Annotated in this window: 28 protein-coding genes; 20 read left to right on the top strand and 8 right to left on the bottom strand. The window is 44.9% G+C overall.

From position 1 onward, the window contains the following. Nucleotides 1-83: 83 nt before the first annotated feature. On the bottom strand, nt 84-341 hold the full coding sequence (locus M1D94_RS18820; protein ID WP_003246519.1) for a GlsB/YeaQ/YmgE family stress response membrane protein: 258 nt from the start codon (nt 339-341) through the stop codon (nt 84-86). A gap of 77 nt (nt 342-418) precedes the next feature. Next, nucleotides 419-871 (bottom strand): DUF2188 domain-containing protein, encoded by a 453-nt coding sequence (locus M1D94_RS18815; RefSeq protein WP_003246574.1) that lies wholly within the window; start codon nt 869-871, stop codon nt 419-421. Nucleotides 872-988: 117 nt separating this feature from the next. Here M1D94_RS18815 and M1D94_RS18810 point away from each other — a divergent pair, with 117 nt between their 5' ends. The 4 genes from M1D94_RS18810 (at nt 989) to M1D94_RS18795 (ending at nt 3,133) form a co-directional block, all read left to right on the top strand. Further along, complete coding sequence (locus M1D94_RS18810; RefSeq protein ID WP_015715265.1) at nt 989-1,807, top strand: EcsC family protein; 819 nt, start codon at nt 989-991, stop codon at nt 1,805-1,807. 128 nt (nt 1,808-1,935) lie between these two features. Next, complete coding sequence (gsiB, locus tag M1D94_RS18805; RefSeq protein ID WP_003234357.1) at nt 1,936-2,307, top strand: glucose starvation-inducible protein GsiB; 372 nt, start codon at nt 1,936-1,938, stop codon at nt 2,305-2,307. A 131-nt stretch (nt 2,308-2,438) separates the two neighbouring features. Beyond that, nucleotides 2,439-2,780 (top strand): cupin domain-containing protein, encoded by a 342-nt coding sequence (locus M1D94_RS18800; protein WP_003246564.1) that lies wholly within the window; start codon nt 2,439-2,441, stop codon nt 2,778-2,780. After that, nucleotides 2,774-3,133, top strand: coding sequence for a YdbC family protein (locus M1D94_RS18795; RefSeq protein WP_003246730.1), 360 nt, complete (start codon nt 2,774-2,776; stop codon nt 3,131-3,133). The genes M1D94_RS18800 and M1D94_RS18795 overlap by 7 nt, the downstream gene beginning before the upstream one ends. A gap of 36 nt (nt 3,134-3,169) precedes the next feature. Here M1D94_RS18795 and M1D94_RS18790 read toward each other — a convergent pair whose 3' ends face one another. Then, the gene (locus M1D94_RS18790) at nt 3,170-3,991 is read right to left on the bottom strand and encodes a manganese catalase family protein (RefSeq protein WP_003234352.1); all 822 of its coding nucleotides are present in this window, start codon (nt 3,989-3,991) and stop codon (nt 3,170-3,172) included. An 84-nt stretch (nt 3,992-4,075) separates the two neighbouring features. Further along, entirely contained in the window at nt 4,076-5,128 is a 1,053-nt protein-coding gene (gene dctB / locus M1D94_RS18785; protein ID WP_003234350.1) for a C4-dicarboxylate TRAP transporter substrate-binding protein DctB, read from the bottom strand. 69 nt (nt 5,129-5,197) lie between these two features. Here dctB and dctS point away from each other — a divergent pair, with 69 nt between their 5' ends. The 8 genes from dctS to M1D94_RS18745 all read left to right on the top strand — a co-directional run bounded on the left by dctS (nt 5,198) and on the right by M1D94_RS18745 (nt 13,724). Continuing rightward, nucleotides 5,198-6,805, top strand: coding sequence for a two-component system sensor histidine kinase DctS (gene dctS / locus M1D94_RS18780; RefSeq protein ID WP_003234348.1), 1,608 nt, complete (start codon nt 5,198-5,200; stop codon nt 6,803-6,805). Then, nucleotides 6,795-7,475: a two-component system response regulator DctR gene (gene dctR / locus M1D94_RS18775; protein WP_064671968.1), complete on the top strand. Its 681-nt coding sequence runs from the start codon at nt 6,795-6,797 to the stop codon at nt 7,473-7,475. The genes dctS and dctR overlap by 11 nt, the downstream gene beginning before the upstream one ends. 119 nt (nt 7,476-7,594) lie before the next feature. Next, complete coding sequence (gene dctP, locus M1D94_RS18770) at nt 7,595-8,860, top strand: C4-dicarboxylate transporter DctP (protein ID WP_064671969.1); 1,266 nt, start codon at nt 7,595-7,597, stop codon at nt 8,858-8,860. 148 nt (nt 8,861-9,008) lie between these two features. Further along, nucleotides 9,009-10,061 carry an AI-2E family transporter gene (locus M1D94_RS18765; RefSeq protein WP_038827763.1) on the top strand — a complete coding sequence of 351 codons (1,053 nt, stop codon included), beginning with the start codon at nt 9,009-9,011 and terminating at the stop codon, nt 10,059-10,061. Between the two features lie 271 nt (nt 10,062-10,332). Then, nucleotides 10,333-11,259, top strand: a complete 927-nt coding sequence (locus M1D94_RS18760; RefSeq protein WP_021481708.1) for an ABC transporter ATP-binding protein — start codon at nt 10,333-10,335, stop codon at nt 11,257-11,259. Beyond that, on the top strand, nt 11,252-12,019 hold the full coding sequence (locus M1D94_RS18755; RefSeq protein WP_015715273.1) for an ABC transporter permease: 768 nt from the start codon (nt 11,252-11,254) through the stop codon (nt 12,017-12,019). The genes M1D94_RS18760 and M1D94_RS18755 overlap by 8 nt, the downstream gene beginning before the upstream one ends. Before the next feature lie 94 nt (nt 12,020-12,113). Continuing rightward, the gene (locus M1D94_RS18750; protein WP_003225151.1) at nt 12,114-12,449 is read left to right on the top strand and encodes a hypothetical protein; all 336 of its coding nucleotides are present in this window, start codon (nt 12,114-12,116) and stop codon (nt 12,447-12,449) included. A gap of 129 nt (nt 12,450-12,578) precedes the next feature. Continuing rightward, complete coding sequence (locus M1D94_RS18745; RefSeq protein WP_032726490.1) at nt 12,579-13,724, top strand: acyl-CoA dehydrogenase family protein; 1,146 nt, start codon at nt 12,579-12,581, stop codon at nt 13,722-13,724. Between the two features lie 23 nt (nt 13,725-13,747). Here M1D94_RS18745 and fbpB read toward each other — a convergent pair whose 3' ends face one another. Together fbpB and M1D94_RS18735 are read right to left on the bottom strand one after the other, a co-directional pair. Next, entirely contained in the window at nt 13,748-13,927 is a 180-nt protein-coding gene (gene fbpB, locus M1D94_RS18740) for a Fur-regulated basic protein FbpB (RefSeq protein ID WP_080262603.1), read from the bottom strand. Next, the gene (locus tag M1D94_RS18735; protein WP_014478893.1) at nt 13,881-14,045 is read right to left on the bottom strand and encodes a Fur-regulated basic protein FbpA; all 165 of its coding nucleotides are present in this window, start codon (nt 14,043-14,045) and stop codon (nt 13,881-13,883) included. Before M1D94_RS18735 ends, fbpB begins: the two co-directional genes overlap by 47 nt. A 247-nt stretch (nt 14,046-14,292) precedes the next feature. Between M1D94_RS18735 and M1D94_RS18730 the strand changes: the two genes are divergently transcribed. After that, nucleotides 14,293-15,165, top strand: a complete 873-nt coding sequence (locus M1D94_RS18730; RefSeq protein WP_014475869.1) for a cation diffusion facilitator family transporter — start codon at nt 14,293-14,295, stop codon at nt 15,163-15,165. Between the two features lie 14 nt (nt 15,166-15,179). Here M1D94_RS18730 and M1D94_RS18725 read toward each other — a convergent pair whose 3' ends face one another. Beyond that, a complete protein-coding gene (locus M1D94_RS18725) occupies nt 15,180-15,500 on the bottom strand; it encodes a thioredoxin family protein (protein ID WP_003234326.1) in 321 nt (106 codons plus the stop codon). Between the two features lie 153 nt (nt 15,501-15,653). Between M1D94_RS18725 and M1D94_RS18720 the strand changes: the two genes are divergently transcribed. The 5 genes from M1D94_RS18720 (at nt 15,654) to M1D94_RS18700 (ending at nt 22,190) form a co-directional block, all read left to right on the top strand. Continuing rightward, nucleotides 15,654-16,739 (top strand): D-alanine--D-alanine ligase, encoded by a 1,086-nt coding sequence (locus M1D94_RS18720; RefSeq protein ID WP_282627552.1) that lies wholly within the window; start codon nt 15,654-15,656, stop codon nt 16,737-16,739. Nucleotides 16,740-16,809: 70 nt separating this feature from the next. Next, nucleotides 16,810-18,183 (top strand): UDP-N-acetylmuramoyl-tripeptide--D-alanyl-D-alanine ligase, encoded by a 1,374-nt coding sequence (locus M1D94_RS18715; RefSeq protein ID WP_282627551.1) that lies wholly within the window; start codon nt 16,810-16,812, stop codon nt 18,181-18,183. Between the two features lie 399 nt (nt 18,184-18,582). Next, nucleotides 18,583-20,067, top strand: coding sequence for a degradosome RNA helicase CshA (cshA, locus tag M1D94_RS18710; protein WP_003246685.1), 1,485 nt, complete (start codon nt 18,583-18,585; stop codon nt 20,065-20,067). A gap of 172 nt (nt 20,068-20,239) precedes the next feature. Continuing rightward, nucleotides 20,240-20,719, top strand: coding sequence for a PH domain-containing protein (locus M1D94_RS18705; RefSeq protein ID WP_003234318.1), 480 nt, complete (start codon nt 20,240-20,242; stop codon nt 20,717-20,719). Then, on the top strand, nt 20,709-22,190 hold the full coding sequence (locus tag M1D94_RS18700; protein ID WP_021481704.1) for a PH domain-containing protein: 1,482 nt from the start codon (nt 20,709-20,711) through the stop codon (nt 22,188-22,190). The genes M1D94_RS18705 and M1D94_RS18700 overlap by 11 nt, the downstream gene beginning before the upstream one ends. A 196-nt stretch (nt 22,191-22,386) precedes the next feature. Here M1D94_RS18700 and M1D94_RS18695 read toward each other — a convergent pair whose 3' ends face one another. Further along, nucleotides 22,387-22,986, bottom strand: coding sequence for a rhomboid family intramembrane serine protease (locus tag M1D94_RS18695; RefSeq protein WP_003246687.1), 600 nt, complete (start codon nt 22,984-22,986; stop codon nt 22,387-22,389). A gap of 94 nt (nt 22,987-23,080) precedes the next feature. Between M1D94_RS18695 and acpS the strand changes: the two genes are divergently transcribed. Continuing rightward, nucleotides 23,081-23,446 (top strand): holo-ACP synthase, encoded by a 366-nt coding sequence (gene acpS / locus M1D94_RS18690; RefSeq protein WP_015252768.1) that lies wholly within the window; start codon nt 23,081-23,083, stop codon nt 23,444-23,446. Nucleotides 23,447-23,611: 165 nt separating this feature from the next. Continuing rightward, the gene (locus M1D94_RS18685) at nt 23,612-24,628 is read left to right on the top strand and encodes a LolA family protein (protein WP_072173538.1); all 1,017 of its coding nucleotides are present in this window, start codon (nt 23,612-23,614) and stop codon (nt 24,626-24,628) included. The last annotated feature ends 42 nt before the right edge of the window (nt 24,629-24,670 follow it).

The following is a 24,670-nucleotide window of genomic DNA, read 5'->3' as shown; positions in this document are numbered from 1 at the left end:
ATGATATGTAGGGATTCGGGATAAGGTCCCATATAAAAAGACATCGTTTCAGTTCGAAACGATGCCTTCTGTATCTAATGAGTCTAGGCTTCCTTCCGCAGCCCGCGGAATATAAGGCCCAGCAAGAATACGAAGATGGCTGCCCCGATGATGGCCGGGAAAATAGCAAAGCCGGCGAGGCTCGGTCCCCATGTGCCAAGAAGTCCGTGCCCAATCCAAGCGCCGATCAGCCCGGCAATCATAGAGCCGAAAATTCCTCCCGGCAGCCGGTTTCCTACAATGGCGCTCCCAATTAATCCGATAACAATAGCAACAACTAATGAAACCAAAAAGCTAAGCATCATGATCACCTCTCATAAATGATTTACCAATCAATAACCGCTCCTGATCATTTCGAAACACTTAAAAGCATATTCCTTTATGATCCTGTTTTAATCTTTCTCTGCACACTGCCGTCAGCTAAATGAACAATGACCTCAGTGCCTTTATGCGCCGCGATTTCCTTTGCCCGTTCAATCGCTTCTTTCTTTGTATCCTTGATTTCAGACACGCGTTTGGCGCCCTCGGCTTTGACTGCCCAGCCTTTTTTATGCTTAATAACATGTTCTGCTTTGTTCATGAGCTCGGGGCCGCTGCCGCTGCTTGGATCAGCATCGCGTTCTGTCTCATCATCATGCGTCAGGAAATCATCAATTTCATCTGTAGAGGCGTTTTCCGCCCATTCCTTCGCTTTGCTTGTCGCAATTGGAATCGCGCGCCCTTCCTCATAGCCTTCATCAATCATCGCATTCGCAATGTCTATCGCCTTTTTTCTCACCGGCTTCTCAAGATTTTTTAATGAAGCAGGATAATCCTTCATCGACCAAGGCATGTCCATCACTCCTTTTCCTTTTATAAAAATGGTACCCGCAGGTGAAAAATAAAAACGCATCCGAAAAAATGAAGGTATACTATATAGTAGAAAAAACGGAAGGGAAGTGCGGATTGGGTGCCAACAGAACGAAAAGAAGACTTACATCAGCAATTAAAAGAGATAGAGAAATGGGAAAAAGATCAGCAAAAAGTCTGGTTTTGGGAAAAGCTCAGCCGTCTCCCGTTTCAACTCCTGGACAAGCTGACACCAGAATTCATCCAGAAAAAGATCGGCAAGCTCTTGGATGAGGTCGGCAGCTTTGTTCAAACAGGCGGACAGTACCTGACATCTGAAAAACAGATTATCAGGATGTTTCAAAAGAAACTGCCGGGGGAGATCTTTGAATCGCTGGAGGACATCCGGAAAGCTCCTCTTCCTGTCATGGATGAAATTGCGGAAGGAATGGGCAAAAACAGAACCAACGCAGCAACCGTTCAAGGCGCGACAACCGGTGTGGGCGGCGTGTTTACGCTGGCGGCAGACATTCCGGCAGTGCTTGGCTTATCACTAAAAACATTACAGGATATCGCAGTCGCATACGGCTATGACCCAAAGGAGAAAAAAGAACGCGTCTTCATTGTGAAATGTCTGCAGCTGACGTCGGCTGATGTTGTCGGCAAAAGATCGATTTTGCAAGAATTAAAACACTACGATCAAGACCGTACATATAAGAATGTCGCTTCTCAAATCCAAGGCTGGCGAGAAGTTGTTTTAGGCTATCGAGACACGTTTGGCTGGAAAAAACTTTTCCAGATGGTGCCGGTTGCCGGAATGGTTTTTGGCGCCGCTGCCAATCGCTCAACATTAAACGACATTACCGAGACAGGCATGATGCTGTACAAAAAGAGGCGCATTCTTGAACGACTGAAAGAAACAGAACGAGAGATGGAATAGCAGAAAGCAGACGGACACCGCGATCCGCCTGCTTTTTTTAGTGGAAACACACCCAATGTGTTTTGTTTGTTTAAAAGAATTGATAGCGGGAATACAACAACCAACACCAATTAAAGGAGGAATTCAAAATGGCAGACGATAACAAAATGAGCAGAGAAGAAGCAGGTAGAAAAGGCGGAGAAACAACAAGCAAGAACCATGACAAAGAATTCTATCAAGAGATTGGGAAAAAAGGCGGAGAAGCCACAAGCAAAAATCATGACAAAGAATTCTATCAAGAAATCGGTGAAAAAGGCGGAGAAGCCACAAGCGAAAATCATGACAAAGAGTTCTATCAAGAAATCGGTGAAAAAGGCGGAGAAGCCACTAGCGAAAACCATGACAAAGAATTCTATCAAGAAATCGGCCGAAAAGGCGGAGAGGCAACAAGCAAAAATCATGATAAAGAATTCTACCAAGAAATTGGCTCAAAAGGCGGAAACGCCCGCAACAACGACTAATCAAAAGCATAAAGGCAGACAACCTGTAAATAAAAAAGCGATCCGGCACATCAGCTGGATCGCTTTTTTTTGGAATCTTCTCAATTTATGCCGCTATTGAGATACAATAAGTGAAAAAGGGGTTTTCGCTAATGTCCAAGATGCAAAACTTGCTCGCCATCGCAAATGAAGTCAAAGAAAAGCACGCCAATTTTTCAATCTCAGAGGTCAACGACCACTGCGTGCGCCTTGCGGTGTTTACGGGAGAATATGACTGGCACCATCACCCTGACTCAGACGAATTGTTTATTGTTCTTGAAGGGGAGCTGCTGATCGATTTTAAGGACAAAGAAACCGCGGTGCTCAAAGCAAATGACAGCCTGCTGATCCCTAAAGGCACGGTTCACCGCACACGCTCTTACGTCAGAACGGTAAATCTCTGTGTGGAGCATAAACAAGCCGAAACCGTCATCATAGAGGAGCAGCCATGCTAATCAAAAAGATGATATGTGAAGTAGATGCTGCAAACGCTGAAGCATTTGCAAAAGCGCAGTCACAGTGGGAAGCGTTATCGCATATAAGCGGCTTTATCAAACAGGCCGGCGGCTGGCGAAAAACGATAGACGAGCCGCTCACCGCAGAAATCATCAGTGTATGGGAAAACAGAGAAGCCTATGATCATTTTATGGAGAACGAACATGACAGCATATACGAGGAAAACGATCAGAAGGCTGTAATTCTTTCGATAGAGGTGACGGTGTACGAAGAGGATAAACCGTTCGTTCACGATCTGTTACATAACCCCGATATCCGGTACGAACCAAACTGGACGGTTCTGAAGGCATAATCAAAGCCCAAAACATCATGTTTTGGGCTTGTCTCTTTACTCGCGTCCCGGAAGTGTATTATGAACAAAAGGCGGTGCTGGTTTTAACTCCGGTTTTTCTCCAAACGTTTTTGCTTCTTTCACATATTCAAAGGCTTCTCCGTCCGGCGCTTTTTCATTCAGCCAGTTTTGCTCGGCGCTTACTTCGCCTTCAGAGAAATTGATAAGCTGATGTGAGAACTCTTGTTTTTCGAGCGCTTTCGGGAATGTACCCGGCACAACCGGACCTTCCTGTGCTTCTAATTCTTTAATGGCGGCGAGCCATTGGTTCTGGTGCATCGTGTCACGCGCCAGCAGGAAGCTGAGCATATCTTTGACGCCTTTGTCATCCGTCATTTCAAACAGGCGTGCGACCTGCAGACGGCCCTGAGATTCCGCATTCAGGTTGGCGCGGAAGTCTGCCAGCAGGTTTCCGCTTGCTACGATATAACCGCCGCTCCAAGGTACGCCTGTACTGCTTTCCGGCATGGCGCCAAGTCCTGATACAATCGCATGGTGAGGGTTCATGCCGCCTAGGATGGAGCCGATGACCGGATCTTCAGCAGCTTTTTCCTGCTGATCAAGAGGGGCATCCTCAAGAAGTCTGGCAATCATCGTTGCAATCATTTCAACATGCCCGAGCTCCTCAGTTGCCGTATCCATCAGCAAGTCCTTGTATTTTTCATTTCCTCTTGTGTTCCAGCCTTGAAATAAGTACTGCATGGCAACTGAAATTTCTCCGAATTGCCCGCCTAAAATTTCTTGCATTTTTTTAGCGAATAATGGATCTGGACGATCTGGTTTAGCAGGATGCTGCAGCATTTTTGTGTGCTTAAACATGTACCCATCTCCTTTTTCGTTTATCTCTTTTTATATTTCCGATCGATAGAAAGATAAACGAAAAACAGCGTATCGAGATGGGAACTATGAATCTTTTCGCAGCTCCAACAGTTCCCGGATCAGCTCCCGGCCAAAGATGGGCTCATACTGCCGGTAAACAGGGTCAAGACGCTTCATCCATTCTTGTTTCTCTTTATCTGACAGCTCATAAATATGTATAGCAGAATTCTTTTTGATTTCTTCCAGCTGCTCCTTGTTCATTTGTTCGGCATACGTTTCATTCCACTCCGTTGTCTCCTTCATCGCTTCAGTCAAAATGCGTCTTGTTTCTGGTGTTTGCGCCTTCCAGAAGTGTTCATCAGTCATGACAGCGTAGCCGAGATAACCGTGGCTGCTTATTGTCAAATAGTCCTGAACATTATAAAATTTTTTAGAATAAATGTTTGAAATTGTATTTTCTTCGCCATCGACTACATTGTTTTCTAACAGCTGAAAGGTAGAATTGAAGGATTCCTGATGAGGTGTTGCGCCAAGCAGCTTGAACTGATCCTCAATCACATCGCTTTGCATAATGCGCAGATCCTGCCCTTTTAAGTCATCCGGTGTTTTGACCGGCCCTTGATTTGTTGTGATTTGCTTAAAGCCGTTCGTCCAATAGGCCAATCCTTTCAATTGGTTTTTCTTTAGAGAATCAAACAGCTGTGTGCCGATGCTTCCGTTCAGCCCTTTTTTGACGGCGTTGTAATCTGTAAATGCATACGGCAGATCCAGCACTCCCCATTCAGGCGAGAGCATGCCGAGCTTCGATGTGGAGGGGGCGATAAATTGAACATCGCCGTTTTGCAATGCTTCAATTTCTTCAATGTCCGAGTACAGGCTTCCATTCGGAAATACCTCTATTTTTATTTTTCCGCCTGATTTTTCGTTCACCAGATCAGCGAATTTATTGGCGGCCAGCCCTTTTGGCGTATTTTCAGCAACCACGTGGCTGAATTTAAACACGATTTGATCCTGCAGGCCTTCCTGGTCGTCATCATAAACAATCTTTTTATTGCCGGTATGATCATGGAATCCGATAAATAAAGCGGTTGCAATTCCAGCGATCATCAGTGCGAGACATGCAAGCAAACTCTTCATGAAAAGCCCTCCCCTATGTTAAGGATAATGGGGGCTATGACATTCGTAAAGACCTGAAAGGAGAAGCTGATGAACAAAAAGAAGCTCTCAATCCGTTGGAAAATCACGATCTTATCCTATATACTCGTCATTTTCTCCTTTTTGATCGGCGGCATTGTGCTCATCGGCAACATTCAGCATACAGAGGAGCGGGAGCTGAAAAAGCGGTTGATGAATACGGCCCGGACGGTGTCAGAGATGACAGAAGTGAAAGAAGCCTTGGCGCGAAAAAAACAAACAGAAGCGGTTCGCCATGCGGTTGAAGAAATCAGGATGATTAATGAAGCAGACTATATTGTCGTCATGGATATGAATCACATCCGATATACGCATCCTGTCAGCACAAGCATTGGCAAGAAATCAGAAGGTGCAGACGAGGAGGCAGCTTTTGCGGAGCACATTTATTTCTCTGAAGCAAAGGGCGAGATCGGCACGGCGGTTCGCGCTTTTTATCCGGTAAAGGATCAAGACCTGAACCAAATAGGCGTGGTGCTTGTCGGAAAAACGCTGCCGGGGATCGCTGACATCCTGCTTCATTTAAAGCGTGATATCGCCTTCATCGTTGTGCTGACACTCGGCTTTGGCCTTGCTGGTTCCTTTTTGCTGGCCCGCCATATCAAAAAACAAATGTTTCAGCTTGAACCCCATGAGATTGTCCGAATGTATGAAGAACGGACAGCGACGTTTCACTCGATGAATGAAGGGGTGATCGCTATTGACAATCGTCTCGTCATTACGATCTTCAATGAAAAAGCGAAACAGATCTTTGAAGTGCAGGGGGATCTAATCGGCAAGGTGATTTGGGAGGTTCTCAAGGATTCGCGCCTGCCCGAAATCGTGGAGCGGAACAAAGCGGTTTATAATGAAGAAATTCGTGTCAGCGGTAAGGTGATCATGAGCAGCAGAATTCCGATCGTCATGAAGAAAAAAGTGATCGGCGCCGTTGCGATTTTTCAGGACAGAACGGAAGCGGCCAAGATGGCAGAGGAATTGACTGGTGTCAGAAACTTTGTGGAGGCGCTCCGTGTCCAAAACCATGAGCATATGAATAAGCTGCACACGATCGCCGGTCTCATCCAGCTGGGGAAATCTGAAAAAGCCTTGCAGCTTGCATTCCAGGCGTCAACTGAGCAGGAAAATGTGACTGAATTTCTGCACCGCTCGATTCAAAATGACGCTGCGGCAGGCCTTCTATTAAGTAAAATCAGAAGGGGAAGAGAGCTCGGCATTGCTGTTCATATAGATGAAAACAGCAGTCTTCAGCAATTTCCCGAGCATGTTGATCAGCATGATATTGTCGTGCTTTTGGGGAATCTGATTGAAAATGCCTTCGGCTCATTTGAAACCGTTCAATCTGAAGACAAACGAATTGACATTAGTATCGAACAAACAGATGATATCCTTGCTATTTTAATAGAAGATAACGGCTGCGGAATTGAACCGACACATATGCCTCGCCTTTATGACAAAGGTTTTACGGTCAATAAAACTGGCGGCACAGGCTATGGCCTGTATTTAGTGAAACAAATCATAGACAAAGGATCGGGCACGATAGAAGTTGATTCACATGCGGGGCAGGGGACATCTTTTTCTATCGTTTTTCCAATGAAGGGGGAGGAAGCACAGCATGGCTCGTAAAGAATGGAAGGTTCTGCTCATTGAAGACGATCCGATGGTTCAAGAGGTCAATAAGGATTTCATTACAACTGTTAAAGGCGTTACTGTCTGTGCAACGGCAGGAAACGGAGAGGAAGGCATGAAGCTGATTAAAGAAGAACAGCCGGATCTCGTCATTCTCGATGTGTACATGCCGAAAAAAGACGGCATCAAGACCTTGCAGGAGATCAGAAAGCAAAAGCTTGAAGTGGATGTCATTGTCGTCTCCGCTGCAAAAGACAAGAAAACGATCTCACTCATGCTGCAAAACGGGGCGGTTGACTATATCTTAAAGCCGTTTAAGCTTGAGCGAATGAGACAGGCGCTCGAAAAGTACAAGCAATATAAACAAAAAATCGAAGCGAATGATACGCTGTCCCAGGAACAGCTCGATGCGATCCTGAATATTCCGCAGCAGGCCGTACAGGATCTGCCGAAAGGGTTGAATCACTTCACGATGAATGAAGTCACTGCTTTTTTGAAACAGCAAACCGCATCCCTTTCTGCTGAAGAGGTTGCCAAGGCGCTCGGCATCGCCAGAGTGACAGCCAGACGATATCTTGATTACTTAGAAAAAACCGGGATCATCAAATTGGACGTTCAATACGGCGGAGTCGGCCGGCCGGTCAACCGCTACGTGTTAAAAGGATAAACCTGAGACCAAAAAGACCAAAATGTCCGTTATGATCATAAACTTCCCTAGACTGTATGAAAACGCTATCATTCTAGTAAGAAAGACACAAAAGGCGAATAGGACAGGGGGATGAAGATATGAAACTGTTTAAAAATTTAACAGTTCAGGTCATAACCGCGGTCATCATCGGGGTCATTGTCGGGCTGGTCTGGCCGAATGTCGGCAAAGAAATGAAACCGCTTGGCGATACATTTATCAACGCTGTTAAAATGGTGATCGCACCAATCATTTTCTTCACAATCGTTCTCGGGATTGCAAAAATGGGCGATATGAAGAAGGTTGGAAAAGTAGGGGGAAAAGCGTTTATCTATTTCGAGGTTGTCACCACCCTCGCACTCATTATCGGTTTATTTGTCGTCAATATTATGAAGCCGGGTGCGGGTCTTGATTACAGCAAGCTTGAAAAAGGAGATGTATCACAATACACGCAAAATGGCGGTCAGGGAATCGACTGGATTGAATTTATTACACACATTGTTCCGTCCAACATGGTTGATGCCTTCGCAAAAGGGGACATTTTGCAGGTCTTATTCTTTTCTATTCTTTTCGGAGTGGGTCTTGCGGCATTAGGCGAAAAAGGAAAAAGCGTCATTGATTTCTTCGACAAGGTTTCTCACGTTTTTTTCAAAATTATCGGCTACATTATGCGTGCCGCGCCAATCGGGGCATTCGGGGCGATGGCGTATACAATCGGACACTTCGGGCTCGATTCCATCAAACCGCTGGCAAGCTTAATGATGTCTGTTTATATTACGATGTTCCTGTTCGTATTTGTTGCTTTAAATATCATCTGCAAGCTTTACGGATTCAGCCTGTGGAATTACCTTCGCTTCATTAAGGATGAGCTTTTGATCGTGCTTGGCACAAGCTCTTCCGAATCGGTGCTTCCGCGTATGATGGATAAAATGGAGCGCTACGGCTGTTCCAAATCCGTTGTCGGGCTTGTTATTCCGACGGGCTATTCGTTTAACCTCGACGGCACATCCATCTATTTATCAATGGCGACTGTCTTTTTGGCACAGGTGTTTGGAGTAGACCTCAGCATCGGCCAGCAAATTACGATTATCCTCGTTCTGATGCTGACATCGAAGGGAGCGGCAGGTGTGACGGGAAGCGGATTTATCGTCCTTGCCTCAACGCTGTCAGCGCTGCAGGTCATTCCGCTGGAGGGGCTTGCACTCCTGCTCGGGGTCGACCGTTTCATGAGTGAAGGAAGAGCCATTGTGAACCTGATCGGAAACGGAATCGCCACGATCATTGTTGCCAAAAGCGAAAATGAATTTGATGAAGCAAAAAGCGTAGAGGCTGTTGAAGGCATGAAAAAAATGAAAACAGCAGTCTGAAAAAAGAACGGCCCATCCATGGGGCCGTTTTTTTAATTGTTTAAGAATTATTAAGGTAAGGACAGAGACCTCAGCATTTTTTTGTTATATAATTTACAAATGGATACTATATTGAATGAAGGACGTTTGTCCTAACAGGAGTGTATAAATGGCCGCTTTAGTTAAATTTTTTCAGCACCCGGGAGTAAGGCGTTTCTCCATCTTTGTCGTGTTAACTGGTGTGTTATATCTATTTAAGAGCATGATCAACTTAATATTGCTTACCTTCATTTTCACATTTCTAATGGATCGTTTGGAGCTTGTCGTGCGGCAGTTTGTAAGCCAGTTCTTCCGCGTGAGCCAGCGGGTTGTCATTACGTTTCTTTACATGTTGCTGGCTGTGCTGCTTACAGTCGGGGGCTTTGTGTTTTATCCGGTCGTCGCGGCGCAGATCCAGCAGCTGGTAAAGCAGATTAAACATATTGCGTATCATCCTGACAGCATCCCTTTCTTTGATGAGATCACCAGTGTCTTCGGAGATATTAACATCAGTTCATATGTCAAAGAGGGCTTCAATGTAGTGTATACGTATCTGGCCGATATCAGCACATTCGGCTTGCAGGTCGTGATGGCGCTCATTCTTAGCATGTTTTTCTTATTTGAGAAAAAACGGCTTTCTGAATTCATGGCGAAATTTAAAACGAGCAAACTGAGGGTCTTTTATGAGGAGATTGCTTTTTTCGGAAGCAAATTTGCAAGAACGTTCGGCAAGGTGCTCGAGGCTCAATTTATCATTGCGCTCGTCAACTGTATTCTGACGTTTATCGCGCTTTGGATTATGCATTTTCCGCAGCTGTTTGGGCTTTCGATTATGGTGTTCTTCCTTGGATTGATCCCTGTAGCAGGCGTCGTCATTTCCCTGATTCCGCTCAGCATTATCGCCTACAGCACTGGCGGTGGAATGTATGTGCTCTACATTGTCCTTGTCATATTCGCCATTCATGCGATCGAAACATATTTCTTAAATCCGAAGCTGATGTCGGCGAAAACAGAGCTGCCAATCTTTTTCACCTTCACAGTACTCATTTTCTCTGAACACTTTTTCGGCATTTGGGGTTTAATTATCGGGATTCCGATCTTTGTGTTTCTCCTTGATATTCTGGATGTCACCAACAAGGAAGATAGGTCTAAAGGACCCCGAGAGAATAGCGATAAAGTTTAAAATCGAATAATGAGTGTGCCTCGATCTGCCGGCCTGCCTGTTCAGGGCATGGAATTAAGACTCGGAATCGGAGCTTGGCATTGCTTCGCACAGTGGTGAACACAACAGGTGACAATGCCTGTCATCATTACAGAAACTGAAAAGAACAAACAGTCGGAGTAAACGCTCATCATCGGTTTAACCAAACATTTGGAAGCAACAAATGCTATAATACAAACAGTGCCTAATGTTGGGCACTGTTTATTTTTTGTCGAAAAAGGAGGAAGGCTTTATGGCTGAGCCGATTTTACATATTGAAGGCCTCGATAAAAAGATTGGGTCTAAACAGATTTTAAAACAGATCAGCATGGACGTCATGGAGGGTGAAATCATCGGCCTTCTCGGTCCAAATGGTTCCGGAAAAACAACACTCATCCGTATTATCGTCGGGCTGCTGAAACAAAACAGCGGAAGCGTGACAATCAGCGGATTCCAGCATGATACAGAGTTTGAAAAAGCGATGGAAGCGGTTGGAGCGATTGTTGAGAACCCTGAGTTCTATCCGTACCTGACAGGCTGGGAAAACCTCAAGCACTTTGCGAATATGCACAAAAAAATAGCGGATGAACGGCTTGATGAAGTGGTGGAACGTGTCGGGCTGACGTCAGCGATTCATGATAAGGTGAAAACCTATTCCCTTGGGATGCGCCAGCGTCTGGGAATCGCCCAGGCAATTCTTCACCGGCCGAAGCTTCTCATTCTAGATGAACCGACAAACGGCCTCGATCCTGCGGGGATGAAGGATTTTCGCGATCATATTAAGGAACTCGCAGAAATGGAAGGAACAGCTGTCCTGTTTGCCACTCATTTATTGCGCGAGGTTGAAGACTTGTGCGACCGTGTCATCATCATTCAAAAAGGTGAGATCAAAGCGGAAGTCAGCTTACAAGGAACTGATCAAACCACAGAAAAAGCGATTATAGAAGTGCAGCCGCAAGAAAAAGCGCTCAATTGGCTGACAGGCAATCAATATCAAGCTGAGAGCCAAGACGGGACGATTGTAGTTGATGTGGCAAAAGAAAACATACCGGAGCTGAACCGATCACTTGTCGGACAAGATCTGAATGTATTTTCCATTACGCCTTACACGCAATCACTGGAAGACGAATTTATAAAAGCGACGACCGCTCATCAAGAGGAGGGAGAAGAGCTTGTCTAAATTAATTTGGAATGAACATATGAAACTTTTTAATCGGAAGGTCACTTTGGTTTCCCTTATCCTGATGGCTGTCTTTCAATTCTTCATGGCTTTGATCATTAAACGGATTGTCATCAGTGCCGGAACAGATGAAAACTTCATCGGCTATTTATCGTATACACCGAGCCTGAACATTTTGCTGCAGGCTTTAACGATCGTAATTGCAGCAACAATTGTTTCGATGGAATTTGATAAAAAGACGATCAAATTTTTGCTCATTCGTCCGGTTAAACGCCAAAAGGTCTTTTGGTCAAAATTAATCACAGTCGTGATGGTCAGCTTCTATTTGTATCTGGCATACTACATTCTGGCATTATTATTCGGTCTCGTGTTTTTTGGCACATCGGTGACTGCGGAATCAAAGACATTGCTGGTCAACACCTTGGCGCTGATCGGGTCAAACTGGCTTGAAGCTGTAATGATGGGATTATTCGGGCTGCTTTGTTCTTCGCTGTTCCGCAACAGCGCGGTAGCAGTTGTTGTTTCTTTTGTCGTTTTATACGGAGCGAGTACACTTGTTCAGCTCATGAAGTTGTTTGAAAACAAGTGGGGCAGCTTTTTGCTTTTTGCGAACACTGACTTTACGCAATACAGAAGCGGAGAGACAGCGTTGTTTTCAGGCATGACGCCATTGTTTTCAATTGGAATTCTCATCATACATGCCATATTCTTCATCGTTGTTGGCTGGTGGTGCTTCTGTAAACGGGATGTTCGGGTCTAAAGGCAAGGAATGACATTTTTGTGAAAAAGCTCACGTAAATCAATATCATTTGATATTTTGGTTTATACTAAAGGTACTGACGGAGGTGTCTCGATTGAGGAACTTTATTACCGCTTTACCGATCGTATTGCTGCTTGGATTCTCATTTGTGTCATTCATGTTTCAGTTTGAACATCTTGTTTATTTCAGGCTCGCGCTTGGGTTGTTTTCTCTCGTGGGACTGTACATGATATATAAAATGAAGACGGGCATCCGCTATTTTATCATCTATCTGTATGCCAGCTGGATTGTGTTGGCCGCAGTGACCGCTTTTGAAGAGCCGATTTTCTCAAGCTTTTTCTTTGGCGGCCTGGTGATGACGATGGGTTACCTGACATATATGCTGATTTATCTCGGCATGAAACAAGACCGGGATGCAAATCCTGTGTAATCGCGCTGTTCCCTTGGGGAACGGCGTGTTTTTCTATACTGGACAAAAAGATTAACAGTTGCGGAAAAATGGCAGGAAATCTATAATACATATTAAATTTATCGGAATTAAAACTTGGGGGGCTGCCGGATGTCATTATTTATACAAAACGATCAACAGCGGCAATGGATGGAGAAAATCGGACGGATTGCGGATGAATTTCAGCAAACAGCTGCTGAAGATGACGAACAGGGACGTTTTCCTGCAGAGAAAATACAAAAACTGCGTGATGCTGGGTATACAGCATTAACATTGCCGGCATCTCATGGCGGAGGGGGCATTTCTGTTTACGATATGCTCCTGTTTCAAGAACGGCTTGCACGGGGAGATGCTCCGACGGCTCTTAGCATCGGCTGGCATTTGAGCGTGATCGGGGAGCTTGGAGAAGGCAACAGCTGGGATGAAGACGTATTTGCATTTGTTGCCAAGGAAGTCCAGAACGGAGCTGTCATTAACAGGGCGGCGACTGAAGCGAAAACCGGAAGCCCGACAAGAGGAGGGCGTCCCGGTACACACGCCGTCAAAAAGGATGGCAAATGGGCAGTGAACGGGAGAAAAACCTTTACGACGATGTCACAAGCTCTGGATTATTTTTTAGTAACCGCATGGATTGAAGACAAACAAACAACAGGCGTGTTTCTCATTCATAAAGATGATCCCGGCTTGTCGATTGAAGAGACGTGGGATATGATGGCGATGCGGGCGACTGGGAGCCATGACCTTGTACTGAACGAAGTAATGCTTGATGACAATAAGCTGGTGGAACTGCTTCAAGGGCCTCGTGGAGCTAAGCCGAATGGCTGGCTGCTTCACATTCCTGCGATTTATCTTGGTGTGGCTCAAGCTGCTCGTGACTATGCAGTGCAATTTGCATCTGAGTATTCTCCAAACAGCTTGAATGGACCGATCAAGAATGTCCCGGCCGTACAGCAAAGAACAGGCGAAATGGAGCTTGAACTGCTCAATGCCAGACACTTTCTTTTCCATATCGCTCAATTGTATGACGATCCGGAGCGGCGTCCACACTTGACCAGCGAGCTCGGTGCGGCGAAACATATCGTCACAAACGCTGCGCTGTCTGTTGTTGATAAAGCGATGAGAATTGTCGGGGCCAAAAGCCTGGAACGAACCAACCCGCTTCAGCGCTATTACCGTGATGTGCGCGCCGGTCTTCACAACCCGCCGATGGATGACGCCGTGATACACAAGCTGGCAGCTGAAGCGTTTGAGTCATAAAAAAAGAGCCTAGCCGGCTCTTTTTATGTATTGTTTTGCTCTTGCAGATTTTTTTGATGCTTGCGGTCGATCCTGTCATAAATAACGTTCATCAGCTTTGGATTGCCCATAATCGCCTCTTTGTTTTCCTGGATCAGCTGTTGGTAAGTTTTCACTTTACGCTTCGGCATGCTCCGGTGCCCTCCTGACATGGTTGTATTCACTTTCTAACTCCGTCAGCGACAATTCATACAGATGACGCTTTGACTTTTTGTATATACCATTCTGTATTAACAGATGAATGAGCTGTTTTTTTCTGATTTCTGCAGACTGAGGTGTCATTGTGTCACCAACCTCCAATCAAACGATATTGATAATCATTATCAATTAACTTCAGTATACAATGTCCGCGTTAGCCTGTAAAGGTGAAAACAGTCCTATTCTTTCGCCAATTTACAAACATTCAACAAATCGACAAAAAGTTTCCCGGGCAATAATTTGCTGTCGAAATATTCCGCTTCATTGAACGCACCCTGCTATTTTTCATGTTTTGAACCATACTATGTAATAGAATGGAGGCTGGTATTCAATGGAGCGGACAGAAAATCTGAAAAAGGGAGAAAAAGGGGCGCTCCTCAATATTTTTGCATATGTCATCCTTGCTGTTGTAAAGCTAGTTATCGGGATTCTATATCATTCTGAAGCGCTGAGAGCAGACGGGTTAAATAATGGAACAGATATTGTTGCGTCAGTAGCGGTGCTGATAGGATTGCGGATTTCTCAAAGACCGGCAGACAGCGATCATCCATACGGCCATTATCGGGCTGAAACAATTTCGTCTCTTGTTGCGTCTTTTATTATGATGGCAGTCGGCATTGAAGTGTTAATCGGCGGAGGAAAAGCGATTGCGGGCGGCACAACGGAAACGCCAAATCTTATCGCGGCATGGACGGCGTTAGGCAGTGCTGTGTTTATGTATGGCATCTATTTATATAACAAAAGGCTGGCAGCGTCCATTAAAAGCTCTGCCCTGATGGCAGCGGCAAAGGACAGCAGGTCAGACGCTTTTGTAAGTGCCGGCGCGTTTATCGGTGTTTTTTCGTCCCAGCTGAAGCTGCCGTGGATTGATCCGGTAACGGCTTTTATCATCGGCATCATCATTTGCAAAACAGCGTGGGATATCTTTAAAGACGCTTCACATTCCTTAACAGACGGCTTCCATTTAAAAGATCTTGAGCCTTACAAACAGACCGTCGGCAGGATCGAAAATGTGCATCGCCTAAAGGATGTGAAAGCGAGGTATTTAGGCAGTACAGTTCATATCGAGATGGTCATTACGGTTGATCCGAAGCTTACAGTAGAAGAAGGCCATGGAGTGGCGGATGAAGTAGAAGACAAAATAAAACATGAACACGATGTCACTCATGTTCATGTTCATGTAGAGCCTGACGACATAAAATAAGGGTGTTTAACGAATTAGCTTATATGTTCAGATAAAAATTCAGTCACTTCTTCAGGCGTTTTGGCATTGGCGCTGTGAAGGTGAGCTGTTTTTTCACCATTTTTGAAAATAAGCAGGCTGGGAATGCCCATTACTTGGTATTTTTCAGCCAGGTCAGGAAGCTCGTCCTTATTCAGCTCATACCAATCGTTTTGGTTGTACTCTTCCAAAATATCGCCGATGAACATATTCATGCGTGTGCAGTCTGGGCACCAATCAGCATAAAACTTTACAATGATTTCTTTATCAGATTGAATCAGTTCATTAAATTGTTCGTTTGTCGTGATTTTTTTCATATGTCACATCTCCTTTTCAATGCCATTTTAATATAAAATAAAAAGGAATTACATACAAATGCATTCAACATCAGCATGCCCAAAAATAATTAGATCATTTTCCGGTGAAAATGATAAGATAGTAAAGATGAATTGTAGTGGGGGGAGTATCCATTGAAAACAAGTCTAGGATTAGTGTACGGAGGAAAGTCGGCAGAACATAATGTTTCCCTGCAGACGGCTCTGGCTGTAATCAAAGCGCTAAATACTGAGAAGTTTGATATACATCCGATTTATATAACAGAAAAAGGCGAATGGGTTAGAGGCGCCCGTTTAACTGAGCCTGTTTCAAACGTGAAAATGCTTCAATTTGAGCAAGGAGGCAATGCTTTTTCTCCAGCTGCCCTGAACCAGGAGATGTTTCCGCAGGAAGCGTCACAGCAAAATGAAGCCATCGACGTCGTATTCCCGCTCCTCCACGGACCGAACGGAGAAGACGGTACGATCCAGGGAATGCTCGAGCTGTTGAACATTCCTTATGTCGGCAACGGAGTGCTTGCTTCCTCAGCTGGCATGGATAAAGTTGTCATGAAACATTTATTTGCTCAGGCCGGCCTTGCTCAGGCTAAATACGCTGCTTTCCTTAAGAAAGACTGGAGTCGTTCTCCGAAAGAAAGCTGTGAGCAGGTTGAACAGGAATTAGGCTACCCTTGCTTCGTAAAACCGGCGAACCTCGGCTCAAGTGTCGGAATCAGCAAATGCCGAAACCGTGAAGAACTGCAAAAAGCATTTGAGCTTGCTTTCCAATATGATCGCAAAGTCGTCGTTGAAGAAGGAATTAACGGCCGCGAGATTGAGATCGGCGTTCTTGGAAATGACGATCCTAAATGCTCTGTTGTGGGAGAAATCGCACCGAAGACAGATTTCTACGATTACAAAGCGAAATATGAGGATGGAGATACTGATCTGATGATTCCGGCAATTGTGACTGATGAGGAATACGCTACAATCAGTGATATGGCGATCAAGGCGTTTAAAGCGATCGATGGTTCAGGACTCGTCAGAGCGGACTTTTTCCTGACAGCTGACGGCGAAGTTCTGATCAATGAAGTCAACACAATGCCTGGCTTTACGCCTTTCAGCATGTTCCCGCTGCTCTGGAAAGAAGCCGGAGTGGAATATGCTGATCTGATTGAACAGCTTGTGGAGCTTGCAAAAGAACGCCACGCTGAAAAACAATTGATTAAGCATACATTCTAATGAAGAAGGACACTGCCGGTAAAAGGGCAGTGTTTTTTCCCGTATATACAAAGAAAGAGAGGGACCTTACTTGATTAAGCGAACAGTAAAAAACATTGCCGAAATGGTTAATGGCACACTAACAAATCCGCAATATGAACAAACAGTCATTCATGGAGTGGCAACCGATACAAGAAAACTGGAACAACATCAGCTCTTCATTCCGCTGAAAGGGGAACGTTTTGACGGCCACTCTTTTGTGGAGCAGGCTTTTGAAGCTGGTGTAGCGGCTGTTCTTTGGGATCGGTCAGTACCAAATCCGCCAGAGAATCACGCCGTCATTTTAGTGGATGATACCCTTACTGCACTTCAGCAACTTGCAAAAGCCTATTTGCAGGAGCTTGGCACGCGTGTCATCGGAGTAACCGGAAGCAATGGCAAAACGACAACAAAAGATATGATTCACGCCGTATTGGGTACCCAGTACCGTGTCCACAAAACTGGAGGAAACTTCAATAATCATATCGGTTTGCCGCTGACAGTTTTAGCGATGCCTGAAAATACGGAGATCGCCGTATTGGAGATGGGAATGAGCGCCAAAGGAGAAATTGACCTCTTGAGCCGCTTGGCAAACCCGGATGCGGCAGTGATTACGAATATCGGCGAATCGCATATGCAAGACCTCGGCTCTAGAGAGGGCATCGCGGAGGCGAAGCTTGAAATCATTAACGGGCTTAAAGAAGATGGAGTGCTGATTTATATCGGGGACGAACCGCTCCTTCAAAATGCATACAGCTGCCAGACGAAAACGTATGGTACGGGAACGCATAATGATTATCAGCTTAAGGATGTCAGCCAGAGTGAGGAAGGAACCCATTTTACAATCAAAGGGATAGAAAAAACGTTTTTTATTCCGATACTCGGCAAGCACAATGTGATGAACGCCATGGCTGCAATTGCTGCAGGGGCTTATTTTGGCATCGCGCCTGAGGATGCGGCAAAAGGACTGAGCGGCCTTAAGGTAACCGGTATGAGACTTGAACTCATCAAAACAGACAGCGGCCTTTCGATAATCAATGACGCTTATAATGCGAGCCCGACTTCCATGAAAGCTGCAATTCAATTGACAGAAAGCCTCGAAGGCTACGGCAAAAAAATGCTCGTGCTCGGTGATATGCTTGAGCTCGGCGATCTTGAAGAAACGTTCCATAAAGAGTGCGGCGCTGTGATCAGCCCTGATAAAATTGACCGCGTCTTTACGTACGGAAAACTGGGAGCTTTTATCGCGGAAGGCGCCCTGAAACACTTTGAGAAAGACCGCGTCAGCCATTACACTGAGAAAAAAGATCTCCTCCAAGCTGTGAAGGAAAACGCATCAAAAGGCGATTTGATTTTATTCAAAGCGTCCAGAGGTATGAAGCTTGAAGAAATCGTTAAAGATTTAATAGAGAGCCCGCTTTCATAAGAAAATATTTTGCGAAAAAACGCATATTGCATCATAAAATAACCTGATATGCAAACACTAATGTATGCCGGCCGAAAATTATGTATATCTGGCCGGCTGCGGCTATGATACAATATATATAGGTTATTTCGCGATACGAACATATTCGTCCGGACTTTTCATCGTGACCCGAAGTTCTCCGCTGGATTCTTGGGAGCGGATGGAGCAGCAGCCGGCATATTCGAGATGCCGATCTGCTTCTCATCTTATTGAAAAACAAATAGTGTAATGGTAAGATAAAACTTAAAGTAATTCGGGCTTTGTATACGGATGGATCCTGTCCTTCTTGTCTAAAGGGCAGTTTTATAAGTGGTAAATCACGACATTACTGAAACAGCAATTAGAAGGAGTTTGAATAATTTGACTATAACGTTTCAAGATTTTAATTTAAGTTCTGATCTCATGAAAGCAATTAATCGTATGGGATTTGAAGAAGCAACACCGATTCAGGCACAAACGATACCGCTCGGACTTTCAAATAAAGACGTCATTGGACAAGCGCAAACAGGTACAGGTAAAACAGCTGCGTTTGGTATACCCCTTGTTGAAAAAATTAACCCCGAGTCTCCTAATATTCAAGCAATCGTAATCGCGCCAACCCGTGAATTAGCCATTCAAGTATCTGAAGAATTGTATAAAATCGGACAAGATAAACGTGCGAAGGTTCTTCCTATTTACGGCGGACAGGATATTGGACGGCAAATCCGGGCGTTAAAGAAGAATCCGAATATTATTGTCGGAACACCTGGACGTCTTCTTGACCACATCAATCGCCGCACCATTCGTTTAAACAATGTAAATACTGTTGTAATGGATGAAGCGGATGAAATGCTGAACATGGGATTCATTGATGATATTGAATCTATCCTTTCAAACGTGCCAAGCGAGCATCAGACACTTCTGTTCTCTGCCACAATGCCTGCGCCGATCAAACGCATTGCAGAGCGCTTTATGACTGAGCCGGAACACGTAAAAGTAAAAGCGAAAGAAATGACGGTTTCTAACATTCAGCAGTTCTATTTGGAAGTGCAAGAACGTAAAAAATTCGATACACTGACTCGCCTTCTTGATATTCAGTCTCCTGAGCTTGCGATCGTATTCGGACGTACAAAACGCCGTGTCGATGAGCTGGCTGAAGCTCTGAACCTTCGCGGATATGCAGCTGAAGGTATTCACGGTGACTTAACGCAGGCGAAACGTATGGTTGCGCTTCGTAAATTTAAAGAAGGCGCAATCGAAGTTCTAGTCGCAACTGATGTTGCCGCTCGCGGACTTGATATCTCAGGTGTTACACACGTATACAACTTCGACGTGCCTCAAGATCCTGAAAGCTACGTTCACCGTATCGGAAGAACGGGCCGTGCAGGAAAAACAGGTATGGCGATGACGTTCATTACACCGCGTGAGAAAAGCATGCTTCGCGCAATTGAACAAACAACAAAACGCAAAATGGACCGCATGAAGGAGCCTACACTTGATGAAGCGTTAGAAGGCCAGCAACAGGTTACTGTTGAACGTCTTCGCACAACAATCAGTGAAAACAACCTGAACTTCTACATGACAGCTGCAGCTGAGCTGCTTGAAGATCATGATGCAGTAACAGTGGTTGCGGCGGCTATCAAAATGGCTACAAAAGAGCCAGACGACACACCGGTTCGCTTAACAGACGAAGCGCCGATGGTCAGCAAACGCTACAAGAACCAGCGCTCTTCTAAACGCAGAGACGGTCAAGGCGGCGGCTACCGCGGCGGAAAAGGGAAAAGCAACAACCGTTCTTCCTATGACAAAAAGCGTTCAAACGATCGCCGTTCTTCAGGTGACAGACGCCAGAAAAAATCTTACTAATTTGATCGATCGAGAGCCCAAAACATGATGTTTTGGGCTTTTTTATGTTCGCGATTTGTTATTCAGCAAACTTTCAGCTGACGGAAGTCATTTTTCTCTGTATGCTTAAGAATGAAACCTTTCTGTAAAAGAGACGTATAAATAACGACGAAAAAAAGGGAGGTAGGTATTTTTGAGAGAGCAGCCAAAAAACCAAATCAGTCCAGACGGATTAAAGGTTTGGCGACTTCAAGAGATCATCATATCCGCTGTTTGCTTACTTATTGTCATTGCAGTTGCAGTGTTAAGCTATTATTTTCATTGGCCGTACTGGATCAGCGGCGTGCTCGGCGCAGTTTGGCTGCTGGGATCGATTGTGACGGTCTTTATCATTCCGAAGGTCCGTCATAAGGTGTGGCGATATGAAGTCCATGAACATGAAATAGATATTCAGTCAGGTATTTTTGTGGTGACACGTGTGATTGTTCCGATGGTCAGAGTTCAGCACGTCGATACGTCACAAGGGCCATTATTAAAAAAATACAACCTGGCAACGGTGAAAATTTCCACGGCCGCGACCGTTCATTCGATCCCCGCTTTAGAGATGGAGGAAGCGGATCGGCTGAGAGACTCCATTTCCCGTCTGGCGAGGGTGACTGACGATGATGTCTGAACCGAAACGCCTGCACCCGGCAGCAGTCATTTTGAATTTATGCCATACCATTATTCAAACGATAAAAAATATCATTCTGCCATTCTTTTTTGTGTATATTGTCAATTCAAACCATACTGTCCGTTTTTACGGAGCCATTGCGCTCGGTGTGCTGTTCATCTGGCTTGTAGCGGCAAGCATTATCAAATGGAGAAGGTTTACCTATCGAATTGAAGATGATGAATTTAGAATTGAAGAAGGCTTATTTGTTACGAAAAAGCGATACATATCGATTGATCGGATTCAAACAATGAATACGAGCGCGGGCCTTGTCCAGCAAATCTTTAAGCTTGTGAAGCTGCAAATTGAAACAGCAGGCGGAGGCAAGGAGGCAGAAGCCGTTCTTTCTGCTATTTCTGTTGAAGAAGCCGAACGCATCAAAGAAGCTGTCTTTAAGAAAAAAGCGCAAAGACGAGAAAATGAACTTGATGAAGAATGGCTTGAAGCTGAAGAGGAGTTGGTTCCGGTCGTTGAGGTGCAAGAGCACTATCGCATGAACGCAAAAGAATTGCTCATGGCCGCTTCTACCTCCGGCGGAATCGGAGTCATTATCTCCGCTGTATTTGCACTTATTTCCCAGCTTGATGAAGTGCTGCCGATGGATTGGTTATTCGATAAATTTTCCTTCCTTCAGCACGCCAGTATTGGTATTTACGCGGTACTCATTTTTATCGGTTTATTTATCGCCTGGATTTTCAGCATCGCGGGCATGATGTTTAGATACGCAAACTTTCAAATCATAAAAAAAGAACAGGAACTGGTGATTTCTAGGGGAATTATTGAAAAACATCAAGTCACGATTCCGCTGCGGAAAATACAAGCCATTAAAATCAAAGAAAATATCATTCGCCAGCTTTTCGGCTTTGTAACGGTGTCCATCGTCAGCGCAGGAGGCGGCGACCGGGAAAAAGAAGAAGGCGCTTTGACCATTCTCTTTCCAATGATTCATAAAAAAAAGCTTCCGCACATGCTCCGAACATTTACACCGGAATATACGCTGGAAGAAAACTGCCGCCGCCTGCCGCGGCGCGCGTTGAAACGCTATTTGTTCCGTTCTGTCATTTTTTCACTCTTTTTGATCATCCCGTTATGTATCTTCTTTCAGCCATGGGGCTATCTGTCAGTGATCCTGCTGCCGATAGAATTGCTCTTCGGCTATCTCGCGTATAAAGAGGCTGCATGGACGATCAACGGGGACCGTCTTCAGCTGACGTCTAGATTTATAGGCAGAACAACCGCCATTGTACTGAAAAAACGAATGCAGGTCTGCAAGTTCAGCCAATCCTATTTCCAAAAGAAAGGCCGCTTGTATACCATTTCTACTTCGGTGAAATCATCGAGCCATATGGAAGAATTAACGGTGAGGGATGTAGGTGAAGAGGATGCAGCCTTCATTTTAAAGTGGTACTCATATGAAAAAGCGGACGGTTAATACCGCCGCTCCAGCGTGTCGGCAAACCCTCGCATTCGTTGTCAGGACTGCGATTCGGTGCTCACGAATTAGAACATTCGCTCCGCTCCTATGCTCGTCCTTCCTAGACTTCAAGGGTTTTCAATCACGCTGAAAAGATGACAAAATCCTAAAATGAAAACCATTTTAGGATTTTGTCAACAATCTGAAGCGGCGGTTAATACCGCCGCTCTTTTTTTTGCACGCATAAAAACGAAAGAAGAAACCCGCCGCATAGTCCAAACAAATGGGCCATCATGTTAATATTGGAGTTGATAAACGACATGAGAACGGCAAATGCGAGCAGTGTGATGATCATTTTGGAATGCTCCTGCCCAATTAACTCATTGCGAAAAAGAACCATAAACAGGTATACGCCAAATAGCCCGAAAATGGCGCCTGAAGCCCCGACATGCACGTAATCAAGCGGCTCTGTAACATAAGTGCCGATATTGCCGATGATGCCGGAGCCGGCGTATACAAGAAGGAAACGCGCTTTTCCCAGCATGCGCTCCAAAGCCGGGGCAAATAAAAAGATGGACATGGAATTAAACAGCAGATGTGTGAAACCGGCATGCAGCAAAATCGGTGTGATAAGCCGCCACCATTCACCGTTTGCGACACCTAGATTATAGCCTGTGACGGTATCCCTCCATAACACGACTGAATGGGCAGGAAGTGAAAAAAACAGCCAGAGAACAGCTTGCAAAGCCAATATAAAGGTGACAACGGGGTAAAGCCTGATAAATGTTTGAAAATTTTCAGTCCGTATAAACATTCCGAGCCCCTTTTCTTCATTTTGGTATATCTATAGTAACACGTTTATGAGACAAACCATTTAAATAGTACGTACGCAAAGGAGGTTATCATACATGATTTACGGCATTGGGCTGGACATTACCGAGCTTAAACGGATCGCCTCTATGGCTGGGCGCCAGAAAAGGTTTGCCGAGCGGATTTTGACGCGAAGCGAGCTTGACCAATACTATGAGCTTTCAGAGAAAAGAAAAATCGAATTTCTCGCGGGCAGATTCGCGGCAAAAGAAGCGTTCTCGAAAGCATTTGGCACCGGCATTGGGAGGCAGCTCAGCTTTCAGGACATTGAAATTAGGAAAGACCAAAATGGCAAGCCCTATATCATTTGCACGAAACTGAGCCAGGCTGCCGTTCACGTATCAATCACTCATACAAAAGAATACGCTGCCGCGCAGGTTGTGATTGAAAGGTTGTCAAGCTAGTCTGCATATTAGGGAAACCCCACTCATATATTTGATAGTGCATTAAGGGAGACAAGTTGTTTGAGGCTTTTATGGTACGCATCTGTTCTGCCTAAACGTGTACCGAGCGTACCGTTAAAGTCAAACAAGCGATTTCTTCCTTTTACATCAATTGAGAAAAAGGGGTTGAAAAAGGTGAGAAAAAGCTTTGTTTTGCTTTTAACGGGACTGCTTGCTGTTCTTATTCTTTCTGCCTGCGGGCAAAAAACACAGCAAGATATTGTGGCCGGGTTAGATGAAAAGGCGAAAGAATACACCTCGTACAAAGCAAAAGCGAAAATGACCATCGAGACAGGGAGTGAGCCTCAAGTATACAATGTGGAAATCTGGCACAAAAAGCCGTCTCTGTACAGGGTTTATTTAGAAAATCCGAAAAAGGACCAAAACCAAGTCATTTTACGAAATGAAAGCGGAGTATTCGTTCTCACGCCGTCTTTAAATAAGAGCTTCAGATTTCAAAGCGATTGGCCGAACAACAGCAGCCAGGTTTATCTGTTTGAATCGCTCGTAAAGGATGTTCAAAACGATTCGGATGCAGTTTTCACAGCGAAAGAAAAGAAATACGTATTCGAAACAAAAACAAACTATCAGCATAACAAAATGCTGCCCACGCAAGAAATCACATTTAACAAAAAAGATATGAGCCCGTCATCTGTCAAAGTGATGGATACTGACCGGAAAGTGATGGTCAAAGTAGAATTCAGCAGCTTTGAATTTAATAAACAATTTGATAAAGAATCATTTGATGAAAAGAAAAATATGACCCTTTCTCAAATGGATGTCGCCACAAGCGCGAAGCCTTCCGATACATTTGCGGTCAAAACGCCGCTGGAACTGCCGCTTGGCGTCAAGCTGCTTGAAGAAAAAGATATATCTACTGAAGACGGGAAGCGCATCATCATGACGTACGGAGGAGAAAAATCATTTACGTTAATTCAGGAAAAAGCCCAGATTGCCAAGGCTTCCTCCTCCGTTACGCTGAACGGCGAACCGGTAAATCTCGGCTACACCATCGGCGCCCTGTCGGATGCATCATTATCATGGACATATGACGGCGTAGATTACCTTCTCTCTTCTAAAGATCTTTCTAAAGAGGAAATGGTGACAGTAGCGAAAAGCATGCAGGGACAATCATCGAAATAACCGCCAAAGGCCAAACATGATTTGGCCTTTTTTTCGTTAGAC

It is taken from the genome of Bacillus sp. JZ109, assembly GCF_053903135.1.
The sequence above is the reverse complement of the archived record's forward strand: the minus strand, read 5'-3'. Positions and strand labels throughout refer to the sequence as shown.

Excerpts from the sequence above, each read along its gene's own strand:
- M1D94_RS18695 (WP_003246687.1), bottom strand. The coding sequence starts at position 22,986 with ATGTTTATACGGACTGAAAATTTTCAAACATTTATCAGGCTTTACCCC.
- M1D94_RS18815 (WP_003246574.1), bottom strand. The coding sequence starts at position 871 with ATGCCTTGGTCGATGAAGGATTATCCTGCTTCATTAAAAAATCTTGAG.
- M1D94_RS18795 (WP_003246730.1), top strand. The coding sequence starts at position 2,774 with ATGCTAATCAAAAAGATGATATGTGAAGTAGATGCTGCAAACGCTGAA.
- dctB (WP_003234350.1), bottom strand. The coding sequence starts at position 5,128 with ATGAAGAGTTTGCTTGCATGTCTCGCACTGATGATCGCTGGAATTGCA.
- dctP (WP_064671969.1), top strand. The coding sequence starts at position 7,595 with ATGAAACTGTTTAAAAATTTAACAGTTCAGGTCATAACCGCGGTCATC.
- M1D94_RS18820 (WP_003246519.1), bottom strand. The coding sequence starts at position 341 with ATGCTTAGCTTTTTGGTTTCATTAGTTGTTGCTATTGTTATCGGATTA.
- gsiB (WP_003234357.1), top strand. The coding sequence starts at position 1,936 with ATGGCAGACGATAACAAAATGAGCAGAGAAGAAGCAGGTAGAAAAGGC.
- M1D94_RS18735 (WP_014478893.1), bottom strand. The coding sequence starts at position 14,045 with ATGACACCTCAGTCTGCAGAAATCAGAAAAAAACAGCTCATTCATCTG.
- M1D94_RS18700 (WP_021481704.1), top strand. The coding sequence starts at position 20,709 with ATGATGTCTGAACCGAAACGCCTGCACCCGGCAGCAGTCATTTTGAAT.
- M1D94_RS18760 (WP_021481708.1), top strand. The coding sequence starts at position 10,333 with ATGGCTGAGCCGATTTTACATATTGAAGGCCTCGATAAAAAGATTGGG.
- M1D94_RS18765 (WP_038827763.1), top strand. The coding sequence starts at position 9,009 with ATGGCCGCTTTAGTTAAATTTTTTCAGCACCCGGGAGTAAGGCGTTTC.
- dctS (WP_003234348.1), top strand. The coding sequence starts at position 5,198 with ATGAACAAAAAGAAGCTCTCAATCCGTTGGAAAATCACGATCTTATCC.
- dctR (WP_064671968.1), top strand. The coding sequence starts at position 6,795 with ATGGCTCGTAAAGAATGGAAGGTTCTGCTCATTGAAGACGATCCGATG.
- M1D94_RS18800 (WP_003246564.1), top strand. The coding sequence starts at position 2,439 with ATGTCCAAGATGCAAAACTTGCTCGCCATCGCAAATGAAGTCAAAGAA.
- M1D94_RS18725 (WP_003234326.1), bottom strand. The coding sequence starts at position 15,500 with ATGAAAAAAATCACGACAAACGAACAATTTAATGAACTGATTCAATCT.
- M1D94_RS18790 (WP_003234352.1), bottom strand. The coding sequence starts at position 3,991 with ATGTTTAAGCACACAAAAATGCTGCAGCATCCTGCTAAACCAGATCGT.
- acpS (WP_015252768.1), top strand. The coding sequence starts at position 23,081 with ATGATTTACGGCATTGGGCTGGACATTACCGAGCTTAAACGGATCGCC.
- M1D94_RS18730 (WP_014475869.1), top strand. The coding sequence starts at position 14,293 with ATGGAGCGGACAGAAAATCTGAAAAAGGGAGAAAAAGGGGCGCTCCTC.
- M1D94_RS18745 (WP_032726490.1), top strand. The coding sequence starts at position 12,579 with ATGTCATTATTTATACAAAACGATCAACAGCGGCAATGGATGGAGAAA.